The sequence below is a fragment of the Streptomyces sp. NP160 genome, assembly GCF_006335115.1.
In the GTDB taxonomy this organism is placed as follows: domain Bacteria; phylum Actinomycetota; class Actinomycetes; order Actinomycetales; family Quadrisphaeraceae; genus Quadrisphaera.
In genome coordinates this window covers 33,581-52,993 of record NZ_VDMJ01000034.1, presented here as the reverse complement: position 1 = coordinate 52,993, position 19,413 = coordinate 33,581, and the positions used below count along the sequence as shown (strand labels likewise).

General features: G+C 71.8%; 20 protein-coding genes, 2 pseudogenes and 1 other annotated feature. Of the genes and pseudogenes, 20 read left to right on the top strand and 2 right to left on the bottom strand.

Features of this window, described 5'->3' with window-relative positions; translation table 11 throughout:
• The 11 genes from FHN55_RS16830 to FHN55_RS16780 form a co-directional block, all read left to right on the top strand.
• A partial coding sequence (locus tag FHN55_RS16830) for a transaldolase family protein (RefSeq protein ID WP_218974760.1) occupies positions 1–629 on the top strand: 629 nt, incomplete at its 5' end.
• A complete protein-coding gene (iolB, locus tag FHN55_RS16825; protein ID WP_139713489.1) occupies positions 626–1,567 on the top strand; it encodes a 5-deoxy-glucuronate isomerase in 942 nt (313 codons plus the stop codon). The genes FHN55_RS16830 and iolB, both read left to right, overlap by 4 nt.
• Entirely contained in the window at positions 1,564–3,522 is a 1,959-nt protein-coding gene (gene iolD / locus FHN55_RS16820) for a 3D-(3,5/4)-trihydroxycyclohexane-1,2-dione acylhydrolase (decyclizing) (protein ID WP_139713488.1), read from the top strand. Before iolB ends, iolD begins: the two co-directional genes overlap by 4 nt.
• 92 nt (positions 3,523–3,614) lie before the next feature.
• On the top strand, positions 3,615–5,108 hold the full coding sequence (locus tag FHN55_RS16815) for a CoA-acylating methylmalonate-semialdehyde dehydrogenase (protein ID WP_139713494.1): 1,494 nt from the start codon (positions 3,615–3,617) through the stop codon (positions 5,106–5,108).
• A gap of 99 nt (positions 5,109–5,207) precedes the next feature.
• Complete coding sequence (locus FHN55_RS16810; RefSeq protein WP_139713487.1) at positions 5,208–6,230, top strand: Gfo/Idh/MocA family protein; 1,023 nt, start codon at positions 5,208–5,210, stop codon at positions 6,228–6,230.
• 379 nt (positions 6,231–6,609) lie between these two features.
• Positions 6,610–7,608 (top strand): substrate-binding domain-containing protein, encoded by a 999-nt coding sequence (locus tag FHN55_RS16805; protein WP_139713486.1) that lies wholly within the window; start codon positions 6,610–6,612, stop codon positions 7,606–7,608.
• A 157-nt stretch (positions 7,609–7,765) separates the two neighbouring features.
• Entirely contained in the window at positions 7,766–8,824 is a 1,059-nt protein-coding gene (locus FHN55_RS16800) for an ABC transporter permease (protein WP_139713485.1), read from the top strand.
• A gap of 1 nt (position 8,825) precedes the next feature.
• On the top strand, positions 8,826–9,641 hold the full coding sequence (locus FHN55_RS16795) for an ATP-binding cassette domain-containing protein (protein ID WP_139713484.1): 816 nt from the start codon (positions 8,826–8,828) through the stop codon (positions 9,639–9,641).
• 62 nt (positions 9,642–9,703) lie between these two features.
• The gene (locus FHN55_RS16790) at positions 9,704–10,633 is read left to right on the top strand and encodes a sugar phosphate isomerase/epimerase (RefSeq protein WP_139713483.1); all 930 of its coding nucleotides are present in this window, start codon (positions 9,704–9,706) and stop codon (positions 10,631–10,633) included.
• Between the two features lie 10 nt (positions 10,634–10,643).
• Positions 10,644–11,552: a sugar phosphate isomerase/epimerase family protein gene (locus FHN55_RS16785; RefSeq protein ID WP_139713482.1), complete on the top strand. Its 909-nt coding sequence runs from the start codon at positions 10,644–10,646 to the stop codon at positions 11,550–11,552.
• A gap of 102 nt (positions 11,553–11,654) precedes the next feature.
• Complete coding sequence (locus tag FHN55_RS16780) at positions 11,655–12,962, top strand: ATP-binding protein (protein ID WP_139713481.1); 1,308 nt, start codon at positions 11,655–11,657, stop codon at positions 12,960–12,962.
• 32 nt (positions 12,963–12,994) lie between these two features.
• On the opposite strand, the gene FHN55_RS16775 is transcribed toward FHN55_RS16780, so the two are convergent.
• Complete coding sequence (locus FHN55_RS16775; protein ID WP_139713480.1) at positions 12,995–13,429, bottom strand: acyl-CoA thioesterase; 435 nt, start codon at positions 13,427–13,429, stop codon at positions 12,995–12,997.
• 139 nt (positions 13,430–13,568) lie between these two features.
• On the opposite strand from FHN55_RS16775, the gene FHN55_RS16770 reads away from it, so the two are divergent.
• The 8 genes and pseudogenes from FHN55_RS16770 (at position 13,569) to FHN55_RS16735 (ending at position 18,818) form a co-directional block, all read left to right on the top strand.
• A complete protein-coding gene (locus FHN55_RS16770; protein ID WP_218974759.1) occupies positions 13,569–13,826 on the top strand; it encodes a GlsB/YeaQ/YmgE family stress response membrane protein in 258 nt (85 codons plus the stop codon).
• 172 nt (positions 13,827–13,998) lie between these two features.
• Positions 13,999–14,262, top strand: coding sequence for a hypothetical protein (locus tag FHN55_RS16765; RefSeq protein WP_139713479.1), 264 nt, complete (start codon positions 13,999–14,001; stop codon positions 14,260–14,262).
• Between the two features lie 5 nt (positions 14,263–14,267).
• On the top strand, positions 14,268–14,585 hold the full coding sequence (locus FHN55_RS16760) for a transposase (protein ID WP_180357907.1): 318 nt from the start codon (positions 14,268–14,270) through the stop codon (positions 14,583–14,585).
• Positions 14,546–14,659, top strand: a sequence feature (AL1L pseudoknot). Its footprint overlaps the gene before it by 40 nt.
• Positions 14,588–15,172: pseudogene (locus tag FHN55_RS24310) on the top strand (IS3 family transposase); the annotation flags it as partial. Its footprint overlaps the feature before it by 72 nt.
• A 79-nt stretch (positions 15,173–15,251) precedes the next feature.
• Positions 15,252–16,640, top strand: a complete 1,389-nt coding sequence (locus FHN55_RS16750; protein WP_139713477.1) for an IS30 family transposase — start codon at positions 15,252–15,254, stop codon at positions 16,638–16,640.
• Between the two features lie 4 nt (positions 16,641–16,644).
• Positions 16,645–16,995, top strand: a pseudogene (locus tag FHN55_RS16745) (integrase core domain-containing protein); the annotation flags it as partial.
• A gap of 343 nt (positions 16,996–17,338) precedes the next feature.
• The gene (locus FHN55_RS16740) at positions 17,339–17,857 is read left to right on the top strand and encodes a hypothetical protein (protein WP_139713475.1); all 519 of its coding nucleotides are present in this window, start codon (positions 17,339–17,341) and stop codon (positions 17,855–17,857) included.
• 97 nt (positions 17,858–17,954) lie between these two features.
• Entirely contained in the window at positions 17,955–18,818 is an 864-nt protein-coding gene (locus tag FHN55_RS16735; protein WP_139713474.1) for a hypothetical protein, read from the top strand.
• A 96-nt stretch (positions 18,819–18,914) separates the two neighbouring features.
• On the opposite strand, the gene FHN55_RS22845 is transcribed toward FHN55_RS16735, so the two are convergent.
• Complete coding sequence (locus FHN55_RS22845; RefSeq protein WP_180357905.1) at positions 18,915–19,073, bottom strand: hypothetical protein; 159 nt, start codon at positions 19,071–19,073, stop codon at positions 18,915–18,917.
• A 32-nt stretch (positions 19,074–19,105) separates the two neighbouring features.
• Here FHN55_RS22845 and FHN55_RS16730 point away from each other — a divergent pair, with 32 nt between their 5' ends.
• Positions 19,106–19,288, top strand: a complete 183-nt coding sequence (locus FHN55_RS16730) for a hypothetical protein (protein ID WP_218974758.1) — start codon at positions 19,106–19,108, stop codon at positions 19,286–19,288.
• Positions 19,289–19,413 lie beyond the last annotated feature (125 nt).

Genomic DNA, 19,413 nt, shown 5'->3' with positions numbered 1-19,413 from the left:
AGGCCATGGAGGAGGCCGCCTACCGCGGCGTGTCCCTCAACGCCACCGTCTCCTTCACCGTGCCGCAGGCGATCGCCGTGGCCGAGGCCATCGAGCGCGGCATGAGCCGCCGCGAGGCCGAGGGCCTCCCGATGCCGGAGTTCGGCCACGTCTGCACGATCATGGGTGGGCGCCTGGACGACTGGCTCAAGGCGTACACGGCCAAGCAGCGCATCCTCGTCGACCCGGGCCACCTGGAGTGGGCGGGCGTCGCCGCGCTGAAGAAGGCGCACCACCTCTTCGTCGAGCGCGGCTACCGCGTGCGCATCCTCTCGGCCGCCTTCCGCAACTCCATGCAGTGGAGCGAGCTGCAGGGCGGTGACCTGGTGGTCTCCCCGCCGTTCGACTGGCAGGCCCGCATCAACGAGAACGACCTGCCCGTCAACCCGCACGCGATCGACGAGCCGGTCGCCGAGGAGCACCTGGCCGCGCTGCGGACGATCCCGGAGTTCACGAAGGCCTACGAGGTCGACGGGATGACTGTCGAGGAGTTCGAGGAGTTCGGCGCCACCCGCAAGACGCTGCGCCAGTTCCTCGAGGCCGACGCCCAGCTCGACGCCATCGTGCGGGACGTGCTGGTGGCCCCGTGACCCTCGCCAACGCCGACCTCCACCTGCGCGCCGGCTCCACCGCCGACCTCGTCTGGGACGTCAGCGTGACTCCCGAGGTCGCCGGGTGGGGGTGGACCTCGCTGCGCGCCGCTGACCTGGCCCCCGGCCAGGAGGTCCGCCTCGAGACCGACGAGGACGAGGTGGTGCTCGTCCCCCTGCGCGGTGACCTGGTCGTCAGCGTCGAGGGGGAGCCCCGTCCGTTCGAGCTCGCGGGGCGCGCCTCGGTGTGGGCGGGCCCCACCGACGTCCTCTACCTGCCCGCCGGTTCCACGGCCGTGCTGAGCGCCCCGCCCGACGGCCACGGCACCCGCATCGGCGTGCCCGGAGCCAGGACCGGCGTGCTCCCCGAGGGCGTCCGCAAGCCCGTCCGGCACGTCGCCGCCGACGAGGTGGCCGTGGAGCTGCGCGGCGCCGGGTCGTGCACCCGCGAGGTGCGCAACTTCGCCTCCGCCGACGTCGACGTGGCCAGCAAGCTCGTCGCCGTCGAGGTCGTCACCCCGGGCGGCAACTGGTCGAGCTACCCGCCGCACAAGCACGACGAGACCACCGAGCACGAGAGCGAGCTCGAGGAGGTCTACTACTTCGAGGTGGCGCCCGGGCCCTCCGGACAGCCCGGGGTGGGCTACCACCGGACCTACTCGACGTCCGAGCGGGACGACCGGCAGGTCGACGTCCTCGTCGAGGTCCGCGACCGCGACACCGTGCTCGTGCCGCACGGGTGGCACGGTCCCTGCATGGCCGCACCGGGCAACCACCTCTACTACCTCAACGCCATGGCCGGACCCGCCGACGACCGCGCCTGGCGCATCGTCGACGATCCCGACCACGCCTGGGTGCGCAGCACCTGGGCCGACCAGCCCACCGACCCGCGACTGCCGCTCGGCGGCCGCGGCACCGATCAGGAGGACGCCCGATGACCGTGCGGCTCACCGTCGCCCAGGCGACCGTGAGGTTCCTCGCGAACCAGCACGTCGAGCGCGACGGCGTGCGCACCAAGCTCTTCGCCGGCGCCCTCGGCATCTTCGGCCACGGCAACGTGGCCGGCCTCGGGCAGGCGCTCCTGCAGGACGAGCTCGAGGCCCTCGAGGCGGGACGCGAGCCGGGCCTGCCCTACGTGCTCGGCCGCAACGAGCAGGCGATGGTGCACACCGCCGTCGCCTACGCCCGGGCCAAGGACCGGCTGCAGACCTGGGCCGTCACCGCCTCGGTGGGCCCCGGCTCCACCAACATGCTCACGGGCGCGGCGCTGGCCACCATCAACCGCCTGCCGGTGCTGCTCCTGCCCGCTGACACCTTCGCCACCCGCTCGGCCGGGCCGCTGCTGCAGGAGCTCGAGCTGCCCGCCTCGGGCGACGTCACCGTCAACGACGCGTTCCGCCCGCTGTCGCGCTACTTCGACAGGGTCTGGCGCCCCGAGCAGCTGCCGGGTGCGCTCCTGGGCGCGGTGCGCGTCCTCACCGACCCGGCCGAGACCGGCGCCGTCACGGTCTGCTTCCCGCAGGACGTGCAGGCCGAGGCCCACGACTGGGACGAGGACCTCTTCGCCGAGCGCACTTGGCACGTGGGGCGCCCGCTGCCGGAGCGCGCCGCGCTGGCGCGCGCCGCCGAGCTCATCCGGTCGGCGAAGCGGCCGCTCCTCGTCGCAGGAGGCGGCGTCCACTACTCCCGCGCCCAGGACGCCCTGCGCACCCTCGCCGAGGCCACCGGCATCCCCGTGGGCCAGAGCCAGGCCGGCAAGGGTGCGCTGCCCTTCGACCACCCGCAGTCCGTGGGGGCCATCGGCTCCACCGGAACGACCGCGGCCAACGCCCTGGCCCGCGAGGCCGACGTCGTCATCGGCGTCGGCACCCGGTTCCAGGACTTCACCACCGCCTCGCGCACGGCGTTCCAGGACCCCGGCGTGCGGTTCGTGACCCTGAACGTCGCCTCCCTCGACGCCGCCAAGCACTCCGCGGTGTCCGTGGTGGCCGACGCCAGGGAGGGCCTGGAGGCCCTGGTCTCCGCGCTGCAGGGGTACGACGTCGGTGACGCCCGCCGAGCCCGCACCGCGGAGCTCAAGGCGGCGTGGGACGCGACCGTCGCACAGGTCTACGCGAGGGACTCCGGGGACCTGGACGTCCAGCCCGACCAGAACCAGGTGCTCGGCGCCGTCAACGAGCTGTCCGACCCGCGCGACGTCGTCGTGTGCGCCGCCGGCTCGATGCCCGGTGACCTGCACAAGCTCTGGCAGGTGCGCGACGCGAAGGGCTACCACGTCGAGTACGGGTACTCCTGCATGGGCTACGAGGTGGCCGGCGGCATCGGCGTCGCGATGGCCGCGGAGGACGACGCGCGCCACGGCGCCGCGCCCCGCGACGTCTTCGTCATGGTCGGCGACGGCTCCTACCTCATGATGGCCACCGAGCTGGTGACCGCCGTCCAGGAGGGCGTCAAGGTCATCGTCGTCCTGGTGCAGAACCACGGGTACGCCTCCATCGGGTCCCTGTCCGAGCAGCTGGGCAGCCAGCGGTTCGGCACCCGCTACCGCGCCCGGACGTCCTCCGGCAGGCTCGACGGCGACTTCCTCCCCGTCGACCTGGCGGCCAACGCCGCCAGCCTCGGCGTGCACGTGGTGCACACCAGCACCCGCAAGGAGCTCGAGGCCGCGATCCTCGACGCCAAGGCGTCCAGCGAGTCGACGGTCATCCACGTCGAGACCGACCCCTTCGTCGACGCGCCGTCCAGCGAGAGCTGGTGGGACGTGCCGGTGAGCGAGGTCTCCACCCTCGAGAGCACGCAGCGCGCCCGGGGGACCTACGACGAGCACAAGGCGCGCCAGCGCCCGTTCCTACGGCCCTCCGAGGCCGCCCCCACGACCCCCGCACAGAGCTGAGGAGAACCCCCGTGAGCGAGCTGACAGTCCCCCAGCACGACGCCCCGATCCAGGAGGCGTCCCAGGGCGGCCCCACCCCCGACGTCCCCGGGCTGCACCCCGTGGTGGAGCACTGGATCGACGGTGCTGCCACGCGTGGTGCCTCCACGCGCACCGCTGACGTCTTCGACCCCGCCACCGGCGAGGTGGCCCGCCAGGTGGTCCTGGCCGAGCCGTCCGACGTCGAGGCCGCCGTGGCCTCGGCGAAGGCGGCGTTCCCCGCCTGGCGCGACACGTCCCTCGCCAAGCGCACCCGGGTGCTGTTCCGCTTCCGCGAGCTGCTGGACGACCGCGCCCCGGAGCTGGCCGCGATCATCACCGCCGAGCACGGCAAGGTCCTGTCCGACGCCGCCGGGGAGGTCGCCCGCGGCCAGGAGGTGGTGGAGTTCGCCTGCGGCCTCCCCCACCTGCTCAAGGGCGGCTTCACCGAGAACGCCTCCACCGCCGTCGACGTGCACTCCGTGCGCCAGCCGCTGGGGGTGACCGCGGTCATCTCCCCGTTCAACTTCCCCGCGATGGTCCCGATGTGGTTCTTCCCCGTCGCGATCGCCACCGGCAACACCGTCGTCCTCAAGCCCTCGGAGAAGGACCCGTCGGCCTCGCTGTTCATCGCCGGACTGTGGAAGGAAGCCGGCCTGCCCGACGGGGTCTTCACCGTCCTGCAGGGCGACAAGGTCGCCGTGGACGGTCTGCTGGACCACCCCGACGTCGCGTCGGTCTCCTTCGTGGGCTCCACCCCGATCGCCAGGTACGTCTACGAGCGCGGCACCGCGGCCGGCAAGCGGGTGCAGGCCTTGGGCGGGGCCAAGAACCACATGGTGGTGCTGCCCGACGCCGACCTCGACCTCGCCGCCGACGCGGCGGTCAACGCCGGGTTCGGGTCGGCGGGGGAGCGGTGCATGGCCATCTCGGCGCTGGTGGCCGTGGGCGGCATCGGCGACGAGCTGGTCGCCAAGATCGCTGACCGGGCGGGCAAGATCCGCACCGGTGACGGGCGCCGCTCCTGCGACATGGGCCCGCTGGTGACCAAGGTGCACCGCGACAAGGTCGCCTCCTACATCGACGTCGCCGCCGGTGACGGCGCGGACGTCGTCGTGGACGGGCGCACGGTCACCCCCGACGCCGAGGGGTCCGGCTTCTTCCTCGGCCCGACCCTGCTGGACCGGGTGCCCACGACGTCCAAGGCGTACACCGAGGAGATCTTCGGGCCGGTGCTGTCGGTGCTGCGCGTGGAGAGCTACACCGACGCCGTCGAGATGATCAACGCCAACCCGTACGGCAACGGCGTGGCGATCTTCACCAACGACGGTGGTGCCGCGCGGCGCTTCGCCAACGAGATCCAGGTCGGGATGATCGGCATCAACGTGCCGGTCCCGGTGCCGATGGCGTACTACTCCTTCGGGGGGTGGAAGAACTCCCTGTTCGGGGACACCCACGCCCACGGCACCGAGGGCGTGCACTTCTTCACCCGCGGCAAGGTCGTCACCAGCCGCTGGCTGGACCCGAGCCACGCCGGTCTGAACCTGGGCTTCCCCACCAACGCCTGACCCGACCGGTACTCGACCCCGCGGGTGGCCGACCTGCCGCGATCACGGTGATCGCGGGAGGTCGGCCACCCGCTTCCCACACCTGAGGAGCGCAAGAGCATGACCGAGGAGCTGTCCGACCTGCGGGTCGCCGTGGTGGGCGTCGGGATGATGGGAGCCGACCACGTCCGGCGCCTGCAGACCCGCACGGCCGGTGCGCGCGCCGTGGTCGTGGCCGACGCCTTCCCCGCCACGGCGGAGAAGGTCGCCGCCACCTGGCCCGGCGTGCGGGTCGCTGCCGACCCGCTGTCCGCCATCGCCGACGAGGAGGTGGACGCCGTCGTCATCGCCACCCCCGGGAACACGCACGAGGAGCTGGTCACCGCCTGCCTCGAGCGCGGCAGGCCGGTGCTGTGCGAGAAGCCGCTGACCACGGACGTCGAGAGCTCGCTGCGCCTCGTGGAGGCCGAGCGCGCCACCGGGCGACGCCTCGTCCAGGTGGGCTTCATGCGCCGGTTCGACCCCGAGTACGCGGCGCTGCGCCGCCTGGTGGAGTCCGACGACCTCGGCCGGCCGCTGATGCTCCACTGCGCCCACCGCAACGCCTCCGTGCCGCCGCACTTCACCTCGGAGATGGTGGTGCTCGACAGCCTCGTCCACGAGGTCGACTGCACCCGCTTCCTGCTGGGAGAGGAGATCACCGCCATCACGGTGATCCACCCCCGCTCGCGCCACGACGTGCCGGACGGCCTGTCCGACCCGACGTTCGCCCTGCTTGAGACCGAGAGCGGCGCCCTGGTCGACGTCGAGGTCAACGTGGCCACCGGTCTCGGCTACGAGGTGCGCACCGAGCTCGTGGCCGAGCGCGGCACCGCGATGATCGGGCTGGAGGGCGGCCCGGTCGTCGCCAGGGGCGGCGCCGGCAGCGCCTCGCGCGGACGCGCCGTCCCGCCGTCGTTCAAGGAGCGGTTCGAGGCGGCCTACGACCTGGAGTTCCAGGCCTGGGCCGACGCCGCGCGCCGCGGCACGGCCACCGGACCCACCGCGTGGGACGGCTACGCGGCGACGGCGGTCACCACCGCCGGCGTCGAGGCGCTGCGCTCGGGCCGGCGCACCGAGGTGGTGCTGGAGCGCCGCGCCTGACGGCGCTGGTCCGCCCGGACGGGCCGGACGCAGGGGCGGGTGCGCGGTGCGCACCCGCCCCTCCGTCGTCCCCGGACCGGCCGGGTCCCCTCCTCGAGGGCCCCGCCCGACGCCCGTCCCGGCCCTGACCTGGACCGGTCCAAGAGAACCCTTGACGGTCCCCGGGGGGTGTGCCACAGTCTGCTTGTGCGCATGTAAGGACATGAGCATGAAGTTCCCCCAGGTTTCCGGACCAGCTGCACCGCACCTGCACCACGGCGACGTCGCCGAGGAACGGTCGACGGATCTGAAGCGGTGCAGCCGCGCACCAGCGCCCGGAACACGACGACGCTCGCCCGCGCGGACACCGGTGCCCTGCGCAGCCGACGGAAGGACTCCCATGAGGATCTCGAAGACCCTGCGCCTCGCCGCCCTGGGCGTGGCCGGTGCCCTGGCTCTCGCCGCCTGCAGCAGCTCCGGTGGCGCCCAGGAGAACACCTCCTCCGACGACGGCGGCGCGATCGCGCCGGCGGCCGGCGGCACCTCCTACACCATCGCCATGGTCACCCACGAGCAGGCCGGTGACACCTTCTGGGACAAGATCCGCGCCGGTGCCGAGGCGGCCGCCACCGCCCACGGCATCGACCTCAAGTACTCCAACGACCCCGACGGCGCCAAGCAGGCCACGCTCATCCAGAACGCCGTGGACAGCGAGGTCGACGGGATCGCCACCACGATGGCCACCCCCGACAGCGTCGGCCCCGCCGCCCAGGCCGCTGCCGAGGCCGGGATCCCCGTGGTCGCCTTCAACTCCGGCATCAGCGACTACTCCCGGTTCGGCGTCGGCATGTACTTCGGCTCCGACGAGGACCTCGCCGGCCAGACGGTGGGGGAGAGGATCGTCGCCGACGGCGGTACCAAGACCCTGTGCGTCATCCAGGCGCAGGGCTCGGTGGCCCTGGACGCCCGGTGCAACGGCGTCACCAAGACGGCCGGTAACACGGAGATCCTCTACGTCAACGGCGAGGACCTCACCGCGGTGCAGTCCACCCTGCAGGCCAAGCTCCAGCAGGACCCGAGCATCACCGACATCGTGACCCTCGGCGCCCCGATCGCCATGACGGCGCTGCAGGCCAAGGCCGACGCGGGCAGCCAGGCCACGGTCATCACCTTCGACCTCAACGCCGACGCCGCCCAGGCCATCCAGGACGGTGACATCGAGTTCTCCATCGACCAGCAGCCGTACGTGCAGGGCTACATGGCCGTGACGGCGCTGTGGCTGAACCTGTCCAACGGCAACGACATCGGTGGCGGCAAGCCCACCCTGACCGGCCCGTCGATCGTGGACGCGACCAACATCGGCCCGATCGTCGACTACGCCAAGAACAACACCCGCTGAGCGCGGGCGGGGGGACGGCCGCGCCGTCCCCCCGCCCCGCTGCGGAGGCGCGCTGAGGCGCCCCGCCCGGAGTCCTTCCCCTGCCCGCCCGGGAGGCGAAGACTCGCCGCACCCCCTTCGCACCCACCGCCCACGACTGACTCGGAGATGAACGGCCATGTCCACCACCGTGGCGACCAAGAACCCCTCACCGGCGCCCGCCGCCGCGCAGAGGCCGCGCCGGTCCCTGCTCGGCCAGGTGCTGGCCCGACCGGAGATCGGCGCTGCCGCCGCCGCCATCGTCATCGCCATCTTCTTCCTGGCGGCCGCCCCCGCGTTCCGCAGCCTGGCAGCGCTCTCGACAGTGCTCTACGCCAGCTCGACCATCGGCATCGTCGCCGTCGGCGTCGCCCTCCTCATGATCGGCGGCGAGTTCGACCTGTCCTCCGGCGTCGCGGTGACGACCTCGGCGCTGGCCGCCGCGATCACGAGCTACCAGCTCTCGCTGAACGTCTGGGTGGGCGTGGTCGTCTCCCTCGTGGTGGCCCTCGCCATCGGCTTCGTCAACGGCTGGCTGGTGATGCGGACCGGCATCCCGAGCTTCCTGGTCACTCTCAGCACGTTCTTCGTGCTCCAGGGCGTCAACCTGGGCGTCACCAAGCTGCTGACCGGCACCGTGGCCACGGCCAACATCAGCGACATGGACGGCTTCGAGTCGGCCAGGGCGGTCTTCGCCAGCACCCTCTCGCTGGGCCCCCTCAACCTCAAGGTCACGGTGCTGTGGTGGGTCCTCTTCACCGCTGTCGCCACCTGGGTGCTGCTCCGCACCCGCGTCGGCAACTGGATCACCGCGGTCGGCGGCAACCAGGCCAGCGCCCGCGCGGTCGGGGTGCCGGTGCGCAAGGTGAAGATCGGCCTGTTCATGGGCGTGGCCTTCCTGGCCTGGTTCCTCGGCATGCACCTGCTCTTCGCCTTCAGCACCGTCCAGTCCGGCGTCGGCGTGGGCAACGAGTTCGTCTACATCATCGCCGCGGTGGTCGGTGGCGCCCTGCTCACCGGCGGTTACGGCTCCGCGGTGGGCTCGGCGATCGGCGCGATCATCTTCGGGATGACCACCCAGGGCATCGTCTACGCCGGCTGGGACCCGAACTGGTTCAAGACCTTCCTCGGCGTCATGCTCCTGCTCGCCGTGCTGGTCAACCTGTACATCAAGAACGTCGCAGCACGGAGGGTCTGAGATGACTGACACGATCACCGAGCACGCCGACAAGGACCTCCAGGTCGGCGCTCCCCTCATCGAGATGAGCGGCGTGGGCAAGGTCTACGGCGCCATCCGGGCCCTCGAGGGCGTCGACCTCCGCGTCAACGCCGGCGAGGTCACCTGCGTGCTGGGTGACAACGGCGCCGGCAAGTCGACCCTCATCAAGATCATGTCGGGGCTGCACTCCCACTCCGAGGGCAGGTTCGTTGTCGACGGCGAGGAGGTGACCTTCTCCTCGCCCCGCGAGTCCCTGGCGAAGGGCATCGCCACCGTCTACCAGGACCTCGCGGTGGTGGGCCTCATGGAGGTCTGGCGCAACTTCTTCCTCGGGTCGGAGCTCCGCAAGGGCAGCTACCCCCTGGCGCCGCTCGACATCAAGGCGATGAAGCGCATCGCCGACGAGGAGCTCCAGAAGATGGGCATCCACGTCAAGGACATCGACCAGCCGATCGGCACGCTCTCCGGCGGCCAGCGGCAGTGCGTCGCCATCGCGCGCGCCGTGTACTTCGGCGCGCGGGTGCTCATCCTCGACGAGCCGACCGCCGCCCTCGGCGTCAAGCAGTCGGGTGTGGTGCTGAAGTACACCGCCGCGGCTCGCGACGCCGGCCTGGGCGTTGTCTTCATCACCCACAACCCCCACCACGCCTACCTGGTGGGCAACCACTTCATCATCCTCAAGCTGGGACGCCGCGTGCTCGACAGGAAGCGCTCGGAGGTCACCCTGGAGGAGCTGACCGCTGAGATGGCCGGCGGCCAGGAGCTCGCCGAGCTGGCGCACGAGCTAAAGCGCTGACGCCGCGACCACCCACGCCCCTGACCGCTGACCCGACCCCGTCTGCGAGGAACCACCCGACGATGAGCACCACCCCCGGACTCCGCATCGGCACCGCCCCCGACTCCTGGGGCGTGTGGTTCCCCGACGACCCGCGCCAGGTGCCGTGGGAGCGCTTCTTGGACGAGGTGGCAGCCGCCGGGTACCACCTCATCGAGCTCGGGCCCTACGGCTACCTGCCGACCGACCCCGAGCGCCTGCGCGACGAGCTCGGCGAGCGCGACCTCGAGCTGGTCGGGGGCACCGTCTTCACCGGCTTCCACAAGGAGGGCGACCAGTGGTCCGCCGCCTGGGAGCAGGCGCTGCGCGTGGCGGAGCTGACCACCGCGCTGGGCGCCGAGCACCTCGTCGTCATCCCCGACCTGTGGCGCTCCGACGCCACGGCCGAGACGCTCGAGGCCCGCACCCTCGACGACGACCAGTGGAAGCGGCTCGCCGCCGGGCACGACGAGCTGGGGAAGGCGCTGCTGGAGCAGTTCGGGCTGCACCAGCAGTTCCACTCCCACGCCGACAGCCATGTGGGCACCCACGCCGAGGTGGAGCGGTTTCTGGACGAGACCGACCCGAGGTACACCAACCTCTGCCTCGACACCGGTCACTTCGCCTACTACCTCGGCGACACGATGAAGATCATCCGTGACCGTCCCGACAGGATCGGGTACCTGCACCTCAAGCAGGTCGACCCGGCGCTGCGGGCCGCGGCGCTGAAGAACGACACCCCGTTCGCCATCGCGGTCCAGCAGGGCGTCATGTGCGAGCCGACCGACGGGGGAGCGGGCGAGCCGCCCCTGCCGCCCGTCGTCGACCTCGTGTCCGAGCTGGTGGGCCCCGACGTCTTCGCCGTCGTCGAGCAGGACATGTACCCGGTGAGGTCCCTGGACGACCCGCTGCCCATCGCCACCCGCACGCTGCAGCACCTGCTGGCGGGCAGCCCCGCGGCCCGCACCCGCTGAGGAGGACCACGTGAAGATCGCCCTCGACCCCACGCCGTTCCACCACAGCCACTCCCTGCTCGAGCTCCCGCGCCTGGCGGCGGACCTCGGCTTCGAGCACCTGCAGCTGACGCCCCACCGCGACTTCATCCCCTTCTTCCGCCACCCCCGCGCCGACGACGCGCTCGTCAAGCGCTTCAGGGCCGAGTGCGACGCCGCCGGGGTCGGCATCGCCTCGGTGCTGCCGGTGCTGCGCTGGTCGGGACCGGACGAGGTCGACCGCGAGGCCGCGGTGCGCGCCTGGAAGCGCGTCATCCAGATCACCGTCGACCTCGGCGTGCAGGTCATCGGGACGGAGTTCTCCGGTCGTCCCGAGGCCGCCGAGCGCTCCGACGCGGCGTTCTACCGCTCCATGGAGGAGCTGCTGCCGATCATCGAGCGCGAGGGCGTGCGGGTGCTCATCGACCCCCACCCCGACGACTTCGTCGAGGACGGCCTGGAGGCGCTGCGCGTCATCCGGGGGCTGAACAGCCCGAACGTCGGCTTCGTGTACGTGGCCAGCCACACCTTCCACCACGGGCACCCCGCCGAGGTGGTCATGGAGGCCGCGGGCGACCTGCTGCAGCTGGTCCACGTCTCCGACACCTTCGACCACACCCGCTCCCACGGGCTGCGCTACATCACCAACCCGCCGGGCAACGCCGTGCGCGTGCACAGCCACCTCAAGGTGGGTGACGGCGACGTCGACTTCGACGCCTTCTTCGACGGCCTGGTCCGTCTGGGCTTCGACCAGCGCGAGGACGCGGTGATGTGCTCGTCCGTCTTCGCCGAGGACGAGGACGCCGAGGCCGTCTCCCGCTACCAGCTGCAGGCCCTGCGCGACGGGGTCGCCGGCGCCCGCGCGCGGCTCGGCGCCGAGGCCCCTGCCACCAGCTCGTGAACGGCCGGGAGGCCGTGCCGTCCGGCCAGCTCGCGCGGGTCGCACCCGCACGCCCCCCGGCACCGCTGCCGTGAGGACCGCCTCGCCACCTCGGAGGGCGCTGTGAGCCGGGTGACGGTGCGCCCCTTCCACGCCGACGACGTCGAGGGCGTGCTCGCGCTGTGGGAGGCCTCGGCCCGCTCGGCCGGGCAGCCCGTGTACGGCCTGGCCGAGGTGCTGGCCTCCTGCGAGAAGGACCACGCCGTGGTCGCGCACGAGGCCGGGCGCCTGGTCGGCGCCGTGGTCGGGCGCGCCGCCCACGCCCAGGGCTGGGTGGTGTTCCTGGGCACCGCGCCGGGCCACGAGGTCCTGGGGACGCGGCTGCTGGCCGCCCTGGAGCGGGAGATGACCGGTGCGGGCTTGACCAAGCTGTCCGCGCTGCTCGCCGACGACCCGGTCGCCCTGGGCGCGTTCCACCGGCAGGGGTTCACCACCCTCAAGGATCTGCACTACCTCGAGCGCGACCTGCCCCTGCAGCGCGCGGAGGTGGCCCTGCTGGGCGAGCTGGGCGGGCGCATGCTCTCCCGGGACCGCTGGGACGCCATCGGGGGGATGACCGAGGAGAAGGGCCTGCTGGAGCGCCGCCTGGTCATCCCCCTGGCCCACCCCGACGTGGCCGACAGGTTCGGGGTGGCACCACCGCGCGCGGTGGTGCTCTTCGGTCCGCCCGGAACCGGCAAGACCACCTTCGCTAAGGCCATCGCGTCCCGGCTGGAGTGGCCGTTCGTCGAGGTCTTCCCCTCCCGCCTGGCCGCCGACCCCGCCGGGCTGGCCGGCGCGCTGCGCGAGACGTTTGCGAAGATCGCGGCGCTGGAGCACGTGGTGGTGTTCATCGACGAGGTCGAGGAGATCGCCGGGCGGCGCGGTGGTGAGCCGCCCTCGCCGCTGCAGGGCGTCACCAACGAGCTCCTGAAGATCATCCCGGCGTTCCGCGAGCAGCCCGGCCGGCTGCTGGTGTGCGCGACCAACTTCATCCGCGCCATCGACGGGGCGTTCCTGCGCCACGGCCGCTTCGACTACGTCCTGCCCATCGGCCTGCCCGACGCCGCCGCCCGCCACGCCATCTGGCGCGCCTACCTGCCCTCCGGTGCCGTCGACGTGGACCTGGCCGAGGTGGTCGCGCGCAGCGAGGGCTTCTCCCCGGCCGACATCGAGTTCGCCGCGCGCCGCGCCTCCCAGGCCGCCATGGAGCACGCCCTGGGCGCCGCCGGCGCGGGCCAGCAGGTCGGTGGCGGGGTCGGTGGCGAGGTGCGCGGGGCCGGGCCCACCACGCAGGACTACCTGCGGGCCGTGGCCAGCACCCGCGCCACCGTCTCGGCGGAGGCAGCCGCTGAGTTCGCTGAGGACATCACGACCCTGGCGCGCGTGTAGCCGCCCGTCCCCGCCCCCTCGGACGGGCGAGCTCAGGAAGGGCGGAAGCCCGGCATGCGGTCACGGCTCTGCGTGGACTCGGTGAAGCCGTGAGGGGCCGGGCGGCCGTCGGGTCCGAGGTTTACGAAGACGATCTCCTCGACCGTGACGATCGGCTCGTGCGTCACCATGTTGCGGACCTCGGCGCGCATGGTCAGCGACGTGCGACCGAACGTCGTGGCGGTCAGGCCCAGCTCGACCAGGTCGCCCAGGCGGGCCGAGGCCACGAACTCGATCGCCGACATGAACTTGGTGACCACCCGGTGGTTGCCCAGCTGCAGGATGGCGAAGATGGCCGCCTCCTCGTCGACCCACCGGAGCACGCTGCCACCGAAGAGCGTGTCGTTGGCGTTGAGGTCCTCCGGTCGCACCCACTTGCGCGTGCGGAAGGTCATGGCCGCCCGCGCCGATGAAGTTTGTCCTGACATATAGCCAGGGTAGACGACGACGGACCGGAGCGGAAGGAGGTCCGCGGCGCCAGCCCGGCGCGATCGTCGGTCGGGTCGCTGGGACGACGATCCACCCCTAGCGTCGTGCGGGCCCTTCTCCCACCCCTAGGCGGTCACCGTGCTCGGCACGATGATCGGCATCGGCATCATCGCCGGCTACATCGCACGGCTGGTCGTCCCCGGCCGCTCCGGCCTCGGCGTCGGCGGGACGCTGCTGCTGGGCGTCGTGGGCTCCTCCGTGGGCGGCTTCTTGGGCCGTCTGCTGTTCGGCCGGGGCGAGAGCCTGGTGCAGCCCTCCAGCTGGATCGGCTCCATCATCGGCGCGATCATCGTGCTGGCGATCTACCGGGCCACGCAAGGCCGCCGTCGCGCCTGAGCCCTTTGGCGAGGGTGCAGAGACCGAGCCGGTCACCGCATCCCGCCTGGGAGGGATCCTCTGGCGCCTCGGTCGTCCACGCCGCGACGTCCTCGCTGCCGCGCTGCAGCGGCGGGGGTGGAGCCACGCCGTCCTGCCCTACCCGGGGTACGGCGTCGACGGGCAGGTCAGGGTGCTGGCTCGCGTCGTGCTCGCCCCGCCCGGTCGTGAGCCGAGCTCGGTCCGGGGGGTCGCCGCCTGGCGGCGCCTGGTGACCCTGCAGCGCTCCCGGGTCACCGTCGACGTCGCCGCTGACGGGCTGGAGGGGGTGCACCAGGTCCGCAGCGGTCCCGGTGAGTTCATCGACGCCCGCCTGCCCTGGGCCGGCGAGCCCGGGCCCCGCACCGTGGTGTCTCGCCCCGACTCTGAAGGAGGCTCTCAACCCACTGGAGGATGAGAGTCATGGCGGCACCGAGGAAGTACCCCGATGAGCTGCGCGAGCCAGCGATCCGGATGGCGGTCGAAGCTCGCCGCGACCCAGCCACCAGGCCCGGGGCGCTGGCCCGGATCGGCGGGCAGCTGGGTATCAACCCCGAGACGCTGAGGAACTGGGTCTCCCAAGCCGAGGTCGATGAGGGCCTACGTCCGGGCACCACCACCGACGAAGCCCGCCGGATCGCCGAGCTCGAGCGCGAGAACCGCGAGCTGCGCCGGGCCAACGCGATCTTGAAGAGCGCGTCGGCTTTCTTCGCGGCGGAGCTCGACCGCCCACAGCGCTGAGCGTGAAATACATCGACGCCCACAAGGGCGAGTTCGGGGTCGAGCCGATCTGCGAGGCACTGCAGGTCGCCCCGAGCACCTACTACGCCGCCCGTTCGCGGCGACCGTCGATGCGGTCGGTCATCGACGCCTCTCGCACCTCGGCGATCCGAGCGGTGCACGCTGAGAACTACGGCGTGTACGGCTCCCGCAAGGTCCACGCCGAGCTGGTCCGGCGTGGGCAGCCGATGGCCCGCTGCAGCGTCGAGCGACTGATGCGCGCCGCCGGGCTGCGGGGTGTGAGCAGGGCGAAGGGACCCCGCACGACATTCCCCGGGGCCGGGCCTGAGACCCGCGCGGACCTGGTGGAGCGCCAGTTCAGCGCGCCGGCGCCGGACCGGCTGTGGGTGGCTGACATCACCTACTGCCGCACCTTCGCGGGGTGGGTGTACGCCGCGTTCGTCATCGACGTCTTCAGTCGGCGGGTGGTGGGATGGCAGGTGTCCAAGAGCCTGCGCACCGACCTGGCCCTGGACGCCCTGGAGATGGGCCTGTGGACCCGCGAACACGCCGGGCGTGATGTCGCCGGGGTCGTGGCGCACTCGGACAAGGGCGTTCAAGGCGGACTCAACTGGTCGACGCAACACCTCGAGCAGGAGGTGTCTGTTGGGACGTGGACCAGGGTGGATGGTGACCTTGACGGGGCGCCCGTCGATGCGATCACCGGGTCGTCCCCCGGTGCGCCGCGACATCGAACGCGCCTTCTGGCGCAAGATCGCCGAAGGACTGAGCAGCGAAGACGCCGCAGTCGCGGTGGGCGTGTCCGGGCCCGTCGGCTCACGGTGGTTCCGCCACGGTGGCGGCATGGCGACGACCACCCTGACCGAGGCGTCCGGGCGCTACCTCTCCTTCGCCGAACGCGAGGAGATCGCCCTGCTGCGGGTGCAAGGCGCCGGCGTGCGCGCCATCGCCAGAGCCATCGGACGCAGCCCCTCGACGGTCTCCCGAGAGCTTCGCCGCAACGCCGCCACCCGCAGCGCCAAGCTGGACTACCGGGCATCGGTGGCCCAGTGGAAGGCCGAACTGGCAGCGCGTCGCCCCAAGCAGGCCAAGCTGGTCGGCAATGACCGGCTGCGGGACTACGTCCAAGAGCGCCTGGACGGCTACCTGCGAGACGCTGACGGCTCGGTGGTGCCCGGTCCGGCGACCACGGCGTGGGCGGGGCGGAGCAAGCCTCATCGCGCCGACCGCCGCTGGGTCAGCGCTTGGAGCCCGCAGCAGATCTCCGCGCGGCTGCGGGTGGACTTCCCCGACGATGAGTCCATGCGGATCTCCCACGAGGCGATCTACCAGGCCCTCTACATCGAAGGGCGCGGCGCGCTGAAGCGGGAGCTGGTCGCCGCGCTGCGCACAGGACGCGCGCTGCGCGTGCCGCGTGCCCGCGCACAAGCCAACAAGGGTGCACGCCCCGATGGCCACGTCACCGCTGAGGTCATGATCAGTCAGCGGCCGGCTGAGGTCACCGACCGCGCCGTACCCGGGCACTGGGAAGGCGACCTCGTCATCGGCACCGACCGATCCGCCATCGGCACCCTGGTCGAGCGGACCACTCGCTTCACGATGCTGGTGCACCTGCCGCGCCTGCCTGGCTACGGGCTAGCCCCGGGGGGCAAGAACGGTCCCTCGCTAGGCGGCTACGGAGCCGTGGCGATGGCCCGGGCCCTGACCGAGCAGATGTCGACGCTGCCCGAAGCGCTGCGCCGATCCCTGACCTGGGACCGCGGCAAGGAACTCGCTCAGCACGTCTCGTTGAGCGTTCAGACCGGCCTACAGGTGTACTTCGCCGATTCTCACAGTCCCTGGCAGCGCGGCACGAACGAGAACACGAACGGGCTGCTGCGCCAGTACTTCCCCAAGGGCACCGACCTGGCCCGCTGGGACGCCAGAGAGCTCGCTGCGGTCGCCGCAGCGCTGAACGAGAGGCCACGGAAGGTGTTGTCCTGGCGCACGCCGGCTGAGGCCTTCGCTGAGCACCTACAGTCGCTGGCACAGGCTGGTGTTGCGTCGACCAGTTGAGACCGCCCAATACGTCGCGATTCGGTACACCCAGCGACTAGCCGAGGCCGGCGCTGTCGCGTCCGTCGGGTCGACCGGGGACAGCTACGACAATGCGCTGGCGGAGGCGTTCAATGCGCTGGCGGAGGCGTTCAACTCGCTGTTCAAGGCTGAGCTGGTACGCCACCGCGGCCCGTGGAAGGGCATCGACGACCTCGAGATCGCGGTGGCGGAGTACGTGGACTGGTTCAACCACCGGCGTCTGCACGGTGAACTGGGCCTGGTCCCGCCGGTGGAATTCGAGGCCGACTACTACGCCAACACCGCTGGCATCAACGTCCCGGCTACCGTCGAGGCGTTAGTTCCGAGTCTCTGACAGACACGGGGCGAAACAGTGAGCCAGGGCGCTGACGAAGATGCGCTGCCAATGGTGGTGGCGCGCCTGGGCGTACTTCACCGCGTCAGAATCCCCTGCGAAGCAGCCCGCGCCAGGATCGTCAGCGGCACGCTAGCGATTCCCGTCCCGTCAACGGGACGCCGAGAATCGGCGGGCGCGGCGCCGTTCAGCCGCTTGACCACCATCTCTGTGCAGTACAAGCAGGCCGCAGCCTTCGCCACCCCCTCGAGACGGTCGAGGTCCGGCGGCAGGCTCGGCCACACCTCGGTGATGCCCGTGTGTCGGGACGCGGTATGTCGGAGCCAGCGGCCACGCTGACCACGTGGAGCTTCTCCTCGCCGTGCTCGCGCTCCTGGTGTCGATGGCGGCCCTGGCCGTCGCCATCAAGGCCTCCAGGGACACCGGACGGCAGGCGCGCGCCGCGGAGGAGGCCAACCGGCTGGCCGAGCAGCGTCGCCACGACGACATCGCCCCAACGTTCACGCTGAGCCTGCGCGAGGACAGCGAAGAGCACGTGCGTCTGCTGCTGGAGTTAGTGCCCGGCCACGTCGACCTGGACGGCCTGGCCGTTGAGGTCATCGACGACGGCAACCTCGACGGGGCGCTGGTGGGGTTCACCCCGGATCAGAACGGCGTCGCGCCGGGTCAGCAACGCCCCCGCCGGCGCGCGACCTGGCCGGGCCTGCTCCGGGGCGAGCGCGCCATCTGGCGGGTGCAGCTGCCGCAGCCGCCTCGGGCCAGTCGGCTGCGGCTGCGAGTCACCTCCAGAGCCGGCGCCCAGGAGTGGACGGCCGTCGTGGAGACCGGGGTGCCCCACGGTCGTGGAGTGCTGACCCTGTGAGCAGGGCCTTACCTCGGCGCGAGGCACCGGTGGGGCAGGGTGCGCCAGCGCGCGTAGTTCGACCGACGCGTCGCTGAGGGAGTGCACCATCGACCACATGGATGATCACCAGACCACGGCGCCTCACGCGCGTCCCGTCCTCGACCTCGATGCAGCCACCGAGCCTCCGCCCAGCGGTGACCCGGTGCGCGACCGCGTCGCCCGCATGCGTCTGCGCGAGGTGATGGAGCTGGCCGAGGGGGAGGGACCGGAGGCGGAGGCCGCCCGTGAGGTCCTGCGCCCGGCCGATGAGGCTGCCCAGGCGATGCGCGAGGCGACCCTGCGCGATTTGCAGGGCCTGACCGACAGTGCTGGGGTGAAGGGCGCCCTGCTCAAGGCCCAGGGCGCCGTCACCAACACCGTGCGCCTCAACGAGGTGCTGCAGGCTGCCAGCGGTAGCCACCTGGAGCGGCTGCGCAGCACCTTGCGCGAGTCGCTGCGCACCGGTGCCGGCGTGGAGCACCTCAGGAACATGGGTGCCGGCATGGAGCACCTCAGGAACATGGGTGCCGGCATGGAGCACCTCAGGAACATGGGTGCCGGCGTCGATCGCCTCCGGGCGGCCGACCTCGTGCACGAGCTGGAGGTCCGGCCCGCGCTCGCCCCGCGGGCCGGGCGGGAGGAGGGCGAGCCCGACGGCTACCTGTCCGAGGAGGACCTGGACGCGCTGGGTGCGCCGATGCGGCGCCAGACCGAGCTGCTGGATGCCATCGTCCAGGGGCAGCGGGACCTGCTCGCGCTGCAGCAGGCTCAGGTGGCCGACCAGGCGGAGGCGCAGCGCGCGCAGCACCGCACCAACCGCATCACGATCGGGTGGGCTGCGGTCGCCGGGATCACCGGCGTCCTGGCGCTCCTGGTGAGCGGTGCTGCCGACGGCGGCCCGGTGGGCGACCTCCTCGACTGGGTTGCTTCTCTGCTGTAGCGGGGGAGCAAGCGGGCGGGGAACAAGGCATCCAAGTAGTCCTCCGGATCCATGCCCAGCGGAGTCCCGACCGGCGCGGTCGGCGCGGGGGCGTGGTCAGCCGCAGGGCACGACGAGCGTGCGGGGGGCGGCCGGACGAACAGGTTTCATCGGCGCCTGAAGGTTCTCGTCGACGATCGCTGTCCGGTCAGTGAGGTGGGGGCTCTGCGGCCACCAGGCGTGGCTGGCCGCATTCGCCATCGTCGGCGAGATCATGGCTCATGGCTGCCGGAGGTTCCATCGCGCTGTTGTTGTTGCTGCTCGTCAACGCCGGCTGCATCGCCGGCATCCTGGCGATCATCGTGCGCAAGCAGCCCGGGTGGGCGGCGGTAGGGGTCATCGCCCTGTGGAGCGTGTCCGTCGCGACCACCGCAGTTCTCGCATGGCAGCTCGGGCAGATCATGACCGCCTACGACGAGCTCTACGGCTAAACCACGCGAGGATCCTCGCGTCGAGGGCCGATCACCGGAGGCGTGAGGCCCCTGGCTGGGTGCATGGCCGACTTCGCCCCCGCCGTCTCGCTGCTGATCCTGCTTCGGGCTGCTTCGCAGACGAT

What these genes read in the sequence shown, in the direction of transcription:
- FHN55_RS16735 (WP_139713474.1), top strand. Translation starts at nt 17,955, where the DNA reads ATGGATGATCACCAGACCACGGCGCCTCACGCGCGTCCCGTCCTCGAC.
- FHN55_RS16750 (WP_139713477.1), top strand. Translation starts at nt 15,252, where the DNA reads ATGGTGACCTTGACGGGGCGCCCGTCGATGCGATCACCGGGTCGTCCC.
- FHN55_RS16790 (WP_139713483.1), top strand. Translation starts at nt 9,704, where the DNA reads ATGAGCACCACCCCCGGACTCCGCATCGGCACCGCCCCCGACTCCTGG.
- FHN55_RS16760 (WP_180357907.1), top strand. Translation starts at nt 14,268, where the DNA reads ATGGCGGCACCGAGGAAGTACCCCGATGAGCTGCGCGAGCCAGCGATC.
- FHN55_RS16775 (WP_139713480.1), bottom strand. Translation starts at nt 13,429, where the DNA reads ATGTCAGGACAAACTTCATCGGCGCGGGCGGCCATGACCTTCCGCACG.
- iolD (WP_139713488.1), top strand. Translation starts at nt 1,564, where the DNA reads ATGACCGTGCGGCTCACCGTCGCCCAGGCGACCGTGAGGTTCCTCGCG.
- FHN55_RS16800 (WP_139713485.1), top strand. Translation starts at nt 7,766, where the DNA reads ATGTCCACCACCGTGGCGACCAAGAACCCCTCACCGGCGCCCGCCGCC.
- FHN55_RS16810 (WP_139713487.1), top strand. Translation starts at nt 5,208, where the DNA reads ATGACCGAGGAGCTGTCCGACCTGCGGGTCGCCGTGGTGGGCGTCGGG.
- FHN55_RS16795 (WP_139713484.1), top strand. Translation starts at nt 8,826, where the DNA reads ATGACTGACACGATCACCGAGCACGCCGACAAGGACCTCCAGGTCGGC.
- FHN55_RS22845 (WP_180357905.1), bottom strand. Translation starts at nt 19,073, where the DNA reads ATGATCTCGCCGACGATGGCGAATGCGGCCAGCCACGCCTGGTGGCCG.
- FHN55_RS16805 (WP_139713486.1), top strand. Translation starts at nt 6,610, where the DNA reads ATGAGGATCTCGAAGACCCTGCGCCTCGCCGCCCTGGGCGTGGCCGGT.